Here is a 10,828-nt window from a genome sequence, read left to right as displayed (position 1 = left end):
TCCTGAATCTGCATTGCAGATTCAGGACTACATGCGTATATCATTTTTACGAACTCCCTTGGCGAAGGGGAAGATGATTCCGGGCCAACATCTTCAAAGCATTATAGCCGTGCGCGCGCTCCCTTAGAGGGCACGCATACCGCAAATACTGCACAGGCAGACAAGCGGCCGGAGGCTCCCGGCCTGCCATTGCATCCAACTCGGTATCCTTCCGAAAATGGTTGCAAAAAAGTCATGGAAACTCTTGGTTAATCACTTGAAAAATAGTAACTTTGCAGCCGTTTAGCAAAATTAGACAATTAAAATAGTTGAATGAAGAATGACAAAATGAAAATGAAGTACCGCGTGAATGAGCAGATTCGCGTTCGGGAAGTTCGTGTGGTAGGCGAAGACGGTGCAGAAGTAATGCCCACTCGCAAAGCCTTGGACATGGCCCACAAGCAGGGCGTCGACCTCGTGGAGATATCTCCCAATGCACAGCCACCAGTTTGCCGTCTCATTGACTATTCCAAATTCCTCTACCAGCAGAAGAAGCATCAGAAGGAGATGAAGCAGAAGCAGGTGAAGCAGGAAGTGAAAGAAATACGCTTCGGGCCGCAGACCGACGAGCACGACTATCAGTTCAAGCTCAAGCACGCGCAGGAGTTCCTCAACGAGGGCAACAAGGTACGTGCATACGTATTCTTCCGCGGCCGTTCCATCCTCTTCAAGGAGCAGGGCGAGGTTCTCCTCCTCCGCTTTGCCAACGACTTGGAAGAGCTTGCAAAGGTAGAGCAGCTGCCCAAGCTCGAAGGCAAGAAGATGTTCCTCTATCTCGCGCCGAAAAAGGCAGGCATAACCAAAAAAAGCCAGCAGCGCCGCGACCGCGAAGAGGCAGAAAGCGAAGGCCGCGACAACGCCAAGGCCGGGCAGCCCGAAGCCTCCGAAGACAATAACGGCAACGGACTCTTTGCCAACGCCAAGAACGGTGCCGACGCGCTGAACAAGCTGAAAGGCGACAATGACTAAAAAGCCCCGAAACGCTTCCGCAAGGAAGCCCTCCACCGGGGTGCCTGTGCGTAACGTCCGGTATATACGTTGCCACAGATGAATATAAATAACAAATTAAAAATTTACAAAAATGCCAAAGCAAAAGACAAATTCCGGTGCAAAGAAGAGATTCACATTCACCGGGACTGGTAAGATTAAGCGTCATCACGCTTACCACAGTCACATTCTGACCAAGAAGACCAAGAAGCAGAAGAGAAACCTCGTTCATCAGACTCTTGTTGACCACAGCAACATGAAGCAGGTACGCGACCTGCTGATTCTGCGTTAATCCATCTTTTGTCTAACAATTAAAAGGAAAAGAAAACTATGCCAAGATCAGTCAATCATGTTGCTTCCAAAGCAAAGAGAACAAGAATCCTGAAGAAGACCAAGGGCTACTATGGTGCACGCAAGAACGTCTGGACCGTAGCCAAGAACACATACGAGAAAGGTCTTACCTACGCATACCGCGACCGTCGCAACAAGAAGCGCACCTTCCGCGCCCTGTGGATTCAGCGCATCAACGCTGCTGCACGCCTCTACGAAATGAGCTACAGCCAGCTGATGGGCGCACTGCACAAGGCAGGAATCGAAATCAACCGCAAGGTGCTTGCAGACCTCGCCGTCAACAACCCCGACGCCTTCAAGGCCATCGTCGACAAGGTAAAGTAAACGCAATCCTCCGCCAAGAGAGAAATAATACAAGAGGGCTGTCTTTCTCCAGAGAAAGACAGCCCTCTTCCTATACAAGGCCCGGCAGCCCCGACCGGGGCAATGCCGCTCACCTTTCCGGGGTGGTGCCGATACCTACGGAAGCACCATCTCGCCGCCCTGCTGCGACTCCCCCCCTTCTTCTTCCTGCGCTCAGGATTATCCACACTCAGCTCCACGCTCTTGGCAGCATCGCGCATCTGCGACTTGGGCGTGAAGACTATCTTGGGGGTCTTGAGCGTCTCTGCCGTTACGTCTATCTCCTTGTCCATCATCGTGGGCGGAGCGATGACGCGGAACGAGCCAAGCTCTGCCAAATCAAGCTCGCACCCATCAGAAGGGCGTCGCGCACTATTGCACCGAGCGAAATCATGGCGTTCGACACGTCGCCGGCCGAGAGCGAAGTCTCGCGTACGATGCGGTCAATGACCATCTTGTTAGTTACTCGCTGTTTTGCCTTGGGCGAAGCGTAGAATACAGTTTGTCCCTTACGCTTGCCGAGATTCATTTTCCTTGATTTTACCTCGAATTCAATCATAGCTTTAGGTGTTAAAAATTATTATTAAATAGTGCCTTTTGTACCCCACTCGTGGGGTATCTTTGCAGGGCACTCGTGGGGTATCTTTGTACCCCACTCGTGGTATACAATCGCACCCCACTCGTGGGGTACAAAAGGCGTTGTTTCTGATGTTTTCCCGTCGCATGAAAAGGCGCGCTTCAAACCTTCATAAGCACCTCATTTCAAGGGAATTAGAGAGGTGTTCAGCATCGCCTCGCATGGCTGCGCCTGCCCCTTGGCCCTGCGGCATCGGACAGACACGCGGTCTGTCCCTACACGCTGATTGTTCGCAAGACATATCCTATTTGTAGGGACAGGCCCCGTGCCTGTCCGCATCACCATGCGCCTGCAATAAACCGCCTCGCGCGACTGCCCGAAACCGATACAGGCACATGCGGCGGACGGTGGGCTATTTCTTCACCACCTTCTTGCCGCCAACGACATAGACGCCTGCGGGCAACCTGCCCATGCCGTCTGCCATGCGCACGCCCTGCAGGTTGTACGTGCCCTGCTTCTTGGCAGGCACGTCAGCCGTCGCGCGCGCTATGCCGCTTGCGGTAGATGTTATCACCACCTGCTCGGTACATACGCTGCCGTTCAGCATCACGCTGCCGCCCTTTATGGTCGCGCCAGACGGTGCGGTCAGCTCGCAGTTATTCAGCGTAATTTCATATAATCCCGCGATAGAACCTTCCGTGCCTTTTGCCTTCACGGTTGCACCGTCGATGATAAGATTGTCATACGCGGTATCATCATCTCCTAGCCGCTTGCCACCGCTGACGGCCCGGACAGCTATGCCGGAACGACCTTGAATCTTATGCGGAACGAATGTTTCTCTTCGTCCCAATTGGTTCCGAGCATCTCGAAACGGCCTATCTGCGCGGTAGAACGGACATGCCTGCCGATGCACGGGCAGACGTCGTAGTCGCCTATGCGTACAAGGCGGATGGTCTCGGAGGCATCCTCGGGCAGCTTGTCGAGGCTGATGCCTTCGGGCAGATGGCCGCGGTCGACAAACTCGTAGGTTACGGGCATATCCTCGGCAATGAGACGGTTCATCTCGTCTTCTATCGCCTTCTCCTCCTTGCGGCCGGGCTTGTGGTCGAGCACGTAGGAGATTTTGCTCTTCTTGCGCTCTATGTGCGCGTTTTTGCTCCGCTCCGTTCCGAACATCCTAATCATCAGCTGATTGAGCAGATGCTCTGCCGTATGGGCCGGCGGAAACTCTTCCTTGTTGTGCTCGTTGAGCACATAGTCTTCTGTTGCCATCTTCGTGTTGAATTTATATATTCTGCCACCATTGGCAGGAATGGTCATCCGTATGCTGCCGTCCTTCCGAAGCCGCGCCCGGAGTCGTGCGGACGTGAGCAGGTCGGTCATTTCCACTTCGCTCTCGGCTATCTGAAGGAAGTCGAACGCATGGGCCGGCAGGACGATGTCCGCAGCCAAATCATCGTCGGAGAAGTTGGCGGCTATGAGCAGCACCGTGTCGTCCGCCTTGCGCAGGAAAGCAAAGATGCGGTGCTGGTTGAAGTTCTCGCTCTGCGGATTGACGTACATCAGGTCGAACGACTGGCCCTCGCGCACGGCCTTCTCGCCGTTGCAGAGCCGCAGGATGGTCTTATAGGCGGTTTCCAGCCTTCGCTGTCCGGCAGTCAGCTTCTGGCGGTCGAAGTAGCCTTTGTAGACAGCGTCGGTCGTCCAATAGTCGAAGATGGTAGAACGGCCGTCGCAGCCCGAGAAGCCCTCCTTGTCCATTCCCCGTTCCCCGAACTCCTGACCAGCATATACCATCACGGGGTTGCGATGAAACAGGGCCGAGACTATCATTCCCGGCACACCGCGTTCGGCCTTGCCTGCAAAGAAGTCTGACGCCACGCGTTGTTCGTCGTGATTCTCAAGGAAATAAAGCGTATGCTCCAGTATGTCGTCCACCTGCTGCCACTCGCGCGTAATGGCGGCTGCCGAACGCTGTCCGCACATCACGCCGCGCACACAGTCGTACATCCGCACCTTATCGTACAGATAGTCGAACCCCGAACGGATGAAAAGACGATAGAGCGTAGGATTGTACACCTCGCCGATAAAGATGACTGAGGGGTACATCTCCCTTACGATGCCCGTGGCATACGCCCAAAACTCGTGCGGCACCATCTCGGCCATGTCGCATCGGAAGCCGTCGATGCCCTTGGATGCCCAGAAGAGAAGAATGTCGGTCATCTTCTTCCATGTCGGCGGTATGGGGCTGAAGTGGTGGCTCTGCCCTCCGGCATCGCAGTAGTCAACCCCATAGTTCAGCTTGATAGTCTCGTACCAGTCGTTCTGCTGCGGATGGGCGTCGAAGCGGTCGTTGCCCGTACACCGGGCAGGATATTCCATGTATTCCTCTGCCCGTGCCGCATCACCGTCAACGGGAATCGAGGAGAGGTCGAGCTGCTCGCCGGGACAATAGTAGAAATTGTTCGCCGCATCGAAATGCCTGCCCGTGTCGTCGCCCTCGCCAAGGTCTTCTACTCCTTCTGGCCTGACAATGCTGTGATACTGGCGCGCCACATGGTTGGGGACGAAGTCGATGATAACCTTCATGCCAGCCTTATGGGTACGCCCCACCAAGGCTTCAAACTCCGCCATCCGCCCGTCTACATTGACGGCAATGTCCGGGTCTATGTCGTAGTAGTCGGTAATGGCGTAGGGCGAACCGGCCTTCCCCTTCACCACGCGCGGATTCTGGCGTGGAATACCGAAGGCGGAGTAATCGGTCTGTGTGGCATGGCGGATGACGCCCGTGTACCACAGATGTGTCGTGCCGAGGTCGTGGATACGCTTCAGCACCGCTGCACTGAAGTCTTCCATCTTCCCTACTCCGTTCTCGTCTTTCGTCCCGTTCTCTTTTCTCGTCAGATTCCGGTTGCCGAAGGTGCGGGTGAAAACCTGATAGATAACTAATTTATTCTTCATATAAAAGTCCCCTCCAGCTCCCCGGAAAAGGAGAGCTGGAGGGATGTGTTTCCGTAATTGCCTAAAAGAGCAGCAAACGTCTCCCCCGTCGGGAGGACGAGAGGGCCTTTTACTCTACACCGTGTGCATTGACCGTCTTGTCGATACGGCCGAGCATACCTTGCAAGGCCTTGCCCGGACCACACTCTATGAACTCGTCGGCACCGTCGGCAATCATATTCTGCGCGCTTTCCGTCCAGCGGACGCTCGAAGTGAGCTGTGCTATGAGGTTATTCTTTATTTCGGCAGCATCGGTGTGAGCCTTTGCGTCTACATTCTGATAGACCGGGCACTTGGAACATTGAAAGCAGTAGCCTCTATGGCGGCCTGAAGCTCGTCCTTGGCAGGCTGCATCAGCGGAGAGTGGAAAGCACCGCCCACCTTCAGTGGCAATGCACGCTTTGCACCGGCGGCCTTCAGCAGTTCGCAGGCCTCGTCGATGCCCTCCTTGGAGCCGGAGATAACCAGCTGTCCCGGGCAGTTGAAGTTGGCAGCCACCACAACCTTTCCGCCCTTGGAAACGCTGTCGCAAATCTCTACGACCTTCTCGTCTGGCAGGCCGATAATGGCAGCCATTGTCCCCGGGTTCTGCTCGCAGGCCTTCTGCATGGCGTTCGCACGTGCAGCTACAAGCTTCAGGCCGTCCTCAAAGCTCAATGCACCGGCGGCTACGAGTGCGGAAAACTCACCCAAAGAGTGTCCGGCAACCATGGCCGGCTGAAATTCGTCGCCCAAGCAGAGTGCCGAGATGACACTGTGGAGGAAGACGGCAGGCTGAGTAACCTTGGTTTCCTTCAGTTGCTCATCGGTGCCTGCAAACATAATATCTGTAATCTTGAAGCCGAGAATCTCATCGGCCTTATCGAAAAGTTCTTTTGCCAGTGCGTTGCTTTCGTAGAGGTCCTTGCCCATGCCTACGAATTGTGAACCCTGTCCGGGGAAAACAAATGCTTTCATATTTACCTTAAATAATTAATTGATAATACTTTAGGCTGCAAAGGTAAGTAAAAAAAGAGAGACGGGGAAGAAACAAAGAGGGAAAATAGCTGCGTTTCGTTATATTTGGGGACGATTCGGGAAGAGACGGGAGAGCCACACCAACCCGTAGGGACAGGCCCCGTGCCTGTCCGCTTACGTCGCTGCGTACGTATGTTGTATTCTGCGTATAGGACAGACACGCGGTCTGTCCCTACATTCCGCTTGCCATACACGGGAGGTCCGGGGCATGAAATCTGTTTTCTGTCCGTTCTGTCAGAATTGTAGGCGAAGAGCAAGCAGCATGTAGGGACAGGCCCTGTGCCTGTCCGCTTCCGCTGCCTTGCTTCATGCAAACACGAAAAAAGCCCGAAGATATTGAATATACCTTCGGACTTTATTATTGTTCCATTCCCACAAGGCTATGTGGGAGTATGGGAAGGATTATCTTACCACCATCTTCTTTCCGTTAACGATGTAGATGCCCTTCGGCAGCGACTTCAGGTCGGAAGTGTTCACGCGGACACCGTTTACGGTATAGATAACAAGCGGCATATCGGCGGAGACAATCTCCTCTATGCCCGTCGTAACCGATGCGGTATTGGAGAAGAGCGACTCCAGCGAGCCGTACAGGGCGGTAACGTTGTAGTCGTGCTCCAGTCCATTCTCGGGAGTATCCTTGTAGGTGGTAACGTTACCTTCCGTGCGGCCTACGAACTTGCCGTCGCGGTAGACATTGTAGCCCGTAATCTTCTCGCCAAATCCTTTCGTAAAGGAAATGTCGTCTACCATGCAGAGATAAGTATCCTTCGAGATGTTGCGAATGGCAAAGTACTTGCTGTTCTCTGGCAACGAGACCTCAACCTTCTGCCATCCCTCGCCCTTGCCTGTAGCACGGCCGAAATCTGTATGGTATCAACAGGGATGAACGACTCTATATTTCTGCCCGTAGCCGAGTAGAGAACCACCAGCTGATCAATGCCATACTCACTGGTAAGCTGTGCAGCATAGAAGGACACTTTCTGTGCAATGCGGGGAAGGATGGGCGAGATAAGCCAGTCGTCGTTGTGCCCTATGGCGGTATAGTCGGAGCCTGCCGAGAAGTTTCCTGCAAACTGGTTTCCTGAATGAGGTGTAATCTGCGGCGAATTTTCCACGTCGATGTTCATGTCGTAAGGATTAATGACGAGCCATGCGTATGGCTTATTGGCACCGTCCCAAGGAATATTGTCGAACCAATAGGTTACTCCCTTGTCGCCGTCGAATATGTCCCACTCTCCGAAATTGGCAGTGAGCATGTCGTAGGTCTCGAAATCTTCGGTTGTCTCTTCTGGTTCCGGGAGTACCGGGCTATTCCACGTGAGGACATTGGCCCCGTCAACAGCAGTTGCCGCAAGACCAGCAGGAGTAGGACAATCGGGCTTCAGCACATTGATGACGCACTCGCCGGTCTTGTCGTTGTCCCTGTTCTCGTCGCCTTCTGTCTCCACGACAGCGTATGCCGTTACCGTTTCGCCTGCATTGATAGGCATCTTGTAAGCAAACGTCTCAACGGCACTCTCCATTGACTTGAGAGGGTGGCTGCTGGCACGCGACTCCTGCAATTCGCCATTGACGTAGAGCTTCGTGGTGTATTTCTCCACGCTCTTGCTTCCCGTATTCATGATGGTAACACCGATGTTTCCCTGCTCGCCTGCCATAATGCTCTTAGGCGCGGAGATTTCTGCTCCGAGGTTAATGTCAAGCTCGTCCATGACAACGACATTGTCGATGCCTACAATACAGAAATCGCCGGGGAGGACATGGAACTTCACGACAATGTATCGCGAATCTCCTATTCCCGACAGGTCTATTTCCGCCCTTTGCCAGTCCATCTCCACATTCTCACTGAAGTCAATGGTTTTCATGACAACGGTTTCGTTCATGGCCTTGTCTATCTCAACAAGCAGCTTTGCGTCCTGTCCCGGAATACCATAGTAATGGAAGTAGAGCTTGGGCTTCTTGGCGTTGCGAATGTCGATTTTTCCCGACATCAGGTAGGACTCGCCATTCTTATCGGGAATCTGTGCGACAAATGCTCCGCGGTCATCATTGTAGGAAGGATTATCGGTGAATTCGAAGCCGGAATTGCCTTTTCCGCGATGAAGCGACCACCAAGAATCGTATTTCAGGCCACCGGCCATCGGGTCGTTGAACGGCAGCTTGTAGGACTCGCCAGTGGGAATGTAGTTGGAGAATCCCATACTATTGCAGGTACCGTACTCGTTGGTCGTGCTAACGCCCCAACATTCCCAGCCCTGATGGCCCTTGTCGGAATCTATCGGAATGTCAATGCTCGTTCCCTCATATTTTGACTTGTAGCTTTGCACGTCGTCCCTTAGTCTGAAAATCTCATTGACACACTTCGTTGCATCGACGTAGCCGCCATGTTCTCCCATTTCAGGTATATCCCACGTGAGAGAAAGATGGTCGCCGGCATCCACAATCTTGACGTTTGCAGGATTGGCAGGGACATCAAACCCTACCCATACCTGCTTGGTGGCAGCGCATCCCATACCTTCGGCATTGTAGGCAATGACCCTATAGGTATTGAACCCGTTCACGATGCCGTCCGCGCTTGTGTCTTCAACGGTAAGTTCCTTTCCGGGCACAGGATTGTCGATGATGGCAACTTCCCGTTCACCACAATATACAGCAATCTTGCTTAGCGAGGTCAGGGTGCTCCCCCCGATGGTCTGCTGTGGACAATTAAACTTGATGGTGGTATTCAGTTTTCCTTTCGGGTAAGGGGTTATCCTGAGGTTGTATACCGAATCGGGCGCAGCTGCAAGGCTTCCTTGGTCGACGGAGATGTCATCAAGATAGATAGCGGAGCCATGCTTGGAAGTGCAGTGAAATCCTATCCGGGCAGTCATGTCCTTGTCGGGCTTAATTTGCATTTGCTGGAGCTTGGATTCCACGTCAGGCGATGGCATATTCTTGAGCAGCTTGTAGGCAGTAGGGTCGTCACCCTCTCCCAAATGCACCGAATACTCCTCCACATAGCTCGCATAGTAGCGTTTTGCACGGAACGAAAGCGTATAGATGTAGTTGGCCTTCAGATGTAAGGCCGGAGTGAGCAGCCAGTCGTCGTTGCCTTTTTCTCCGGCATATACGGCGACGTTCTTCTCGTTCTCTATCCAGTTCCATGTAACATCGTCCTTGTTGTTGTCCAAGACGATGAAGTTTTTCAGGCCGTCCGCAGTGTCGAACGATTCCGAGAGGAGCATCTCCTGCGCCTGTGCCGCCACGACGCCTGCGGTCAGGAATGCAAGTACCGTACCGGCCCGTCGCAATTCTCTTGTAATTTTCTTTCTCATAAATCTCAAGTTGCTTTTCAAATAATTAGAAATTGTTTGTTACTTAATTAACTGTTTGTTATCAATCACCTAATAGTGAAGTATATTAGTACGATGACCCGGGAAGAAATCACGACTCCCGACGCATATCTGCCACACAAAGGAGAGGGTTTCATCCGTTCTTCGCCAACTCAGGTAGGATGAAATCAGGCTCGTCTACGGCTGACGGACACCGCCGGGGGAATGTTTCTCCAACAAATCAAAGAGTCCCGTGTGCCGCGGCTTTTGGGAAGCATATCATAGGTTGTCCCAGTTTCCGGCTCTGCCGCCACACATTCATTTTGCTTATAATATCGTTTCTTATAGCCTGCAAATATAATACAAAGCATTTAAATATGCAAATTTTCTATCTGTTCATTCCAAATTCCTGCCCCGCAGGGATAATCCTTGCCGCCGGAAGCCTCCCTGCACGCCATATTCCGACACGCAAATTCATTTAGCGAAAGCAGCATTTTCATTCACCGAAAGTGCCGCTTTCGCCTTGTCAAAACGGTACTTTCGCTTTACGAAAACATTATTATAGGGACATAGGACCTCGGTTGTCAGCCTCATTTGCTCGGACAGGCAGAAAACAGCACACGCGGCAGAGGAAGCGGACAGGGCAGGGCGGACAGGCACGGGGCCTGTCCCTACAGATTGGCATGTATCTTCCCGAATCCCAAAAGACAACGACACGCAGCCACGGTGTAGGGACAGGCCCCGTGTCTGTCCGACAAACAAAAAACAGCACACACGCAGCAGCACGGAAACGGACTGGAACAGAGCAGGGCGGACAGGCAAGGGGCCTGTCCCTACAGATTGGTGTGTCTCTTCCCGAATCCCAAAAGACAACGAGACGCAGCCACGGTGTAGGGACAGACCCCGTGTCTGTCCGATAAACAGAAACAAACGAAGGGCATCTGTCCAACATAGATGAGATTGTAACCATAAAACATCAGAAAATAATAGAGAAAAGCAGTCTCTGCAAGCGGAAAGAAAGCCTGAAACTGACAGGCGGAAACCGCTTGCGGTTAGCGGGAAATTTATATACGCTTAGAAAATTACAGGGAAGCGGTTAGCGGAAAATTTATACACGCTTAGAAATTTACAGGGAAGCGGTTAACGGAAAATTTATACACGCTTAGAAATTTACAGGGAAGCGGTTAGCGGAAAATTTATA

7 protein-coding genes and 2 pseudogenes are annotated in these 10,828 nt (G+C 52.7%); 3 read left to right on the top strand and 6 right to left on the bottom strand.

From position 1 onward, the window contains the following. Positions 1–312: 312 nt before the first annotated feature. The 3 genes from infC to rplT all read left to right on the top strand — a co-directional run bounded on the left by infC (position 313) and on the right by rplT (position 1,701). Positions 313–1,008 (top strand): translation initiation factor IF-3, encoded by a 696-nt coding sequence (gene infC / locus JCM15908_RS10975; RefSeq protein WP_025003357.1) that lies wholly within the window; start codon positions 313–315, stop codon positions 1,006–1,008. Between the two features lie 112 nt (positions 1,009–1,120). Then, positions 1,121–1,318 carry a 50S ribosomal protein L35 gene (gene rpmI, locus JCM15908_RS10970; protein ID WP_025003356.1) on the top strand — a complete coding sequence of 66 codons (198 nt, stop codon included), beginning with the start codon at positions 1,121–1,123 and terminating at the stop codon, positions 1,316–1,318. 38 nt (positions 1,319–1,356) lie between these two features. After that, positions 1,357–1,701, top strand: coding sequence for a 50S ribosomal protein L20 (gene rplT, locus JCM15908_RS10965; RefSeq protein WP_025003355.1), 345 nt, complete (start codon positions 1,357–1,359; stop codon positions 1,699–1,701). A 176-nt stretch (positions 1,702–1,877) separates the two neighbouring features. Here rplT and JCM15908_RS13900 read toward each other — a convergent pair. From JCM15908_RS13900 to JCM15908_RS10935, 6 genes and pseudogenes are all read right to left on the bottom strand, one after another. Beyond that, positions 1,878–2,278, bottom strand: a pseudogene (locus JCM15908_RS13900) (HU family DNA-binding protein); the annotation flags it as partial. Between the two features lie 430 nt (positions 2,279–2,708). After that, the gene (locus JCM15908_RS13895) at positions 2,709–3,146 is read right to left on the bottom strand and encodes a hypothetical protein (RefSeq protein ID WP_025003354.1); all 438 of its coding nucleotides are present in this window, start codon (positions 3,144–3,146) and stop codon (positions 2,709–2,711) included. Continuing rightward, a complete protein-coding gene (locus JCM15908_RS13890) occupies positions 3,092–5,257 on the bottom strand; it encodes an alpha-amylase family glycosyl hydrolase (protein WP_025003353.1) in 2,166 nt (721 codons plus the stop codon). The genes JCM15908_RS13895 and JCM15908_RS13890 overlap by 55 nt, the downstream gene beginning before the upstream one ends. Before the next feature lie 109 nt (positions 5,258–5,366). Continuing rightward, positions 5,367–6,253 (bottom strand): annotated as a pseudogene (gene fabD, locus JCM15908_RS13885) (ACP S-malonyltransferase). A gap of 462 nt (positions 6,254–6,715) precedes the next feature. Next, a complete protein-coding gene (locus tag JCM15908_RS10940) occupies positions 6,716–7,063 on the bottom strand; it encodes a hypothetical protein (protein ID WP_025003352.1) in 348 nt (115 codons plus the stop codon). Beyond that, complete coding sequence (locus JCM15908_RS10935) at positions 7,057–9,630, bottom strand: choice-of-anchor J domain-containing protein (RefSeq protein WP_025003351.1); 2,574 nt, start codon at positions 9,628–9,630, stop codon at positions 7,057–7,059. The genes JCM15908_RS10940 and JCM15908_RS10935 overlap by 7 nt, the downstream gene beginning before the upstream one ends. Positions 9,631–10,828: the final 1,198 nt, after the last annotated feature.

This window comes from Prevotella dentasini JCM 15908 (assembly GCF_000614065.1).
In the GTDB taxonomy this organism is placed as follows: Bacteria; Bacteroidota; Bacteroidia; order Bacteroidales; family Bacteroidaceae; genus Prevotella; species Prevotella dentasini.
The sequence above is the reverse complement of the archived record's forward strand: the minus strand, read 5'-3'. Positions and strand labels throughout refer to the sequence as shown.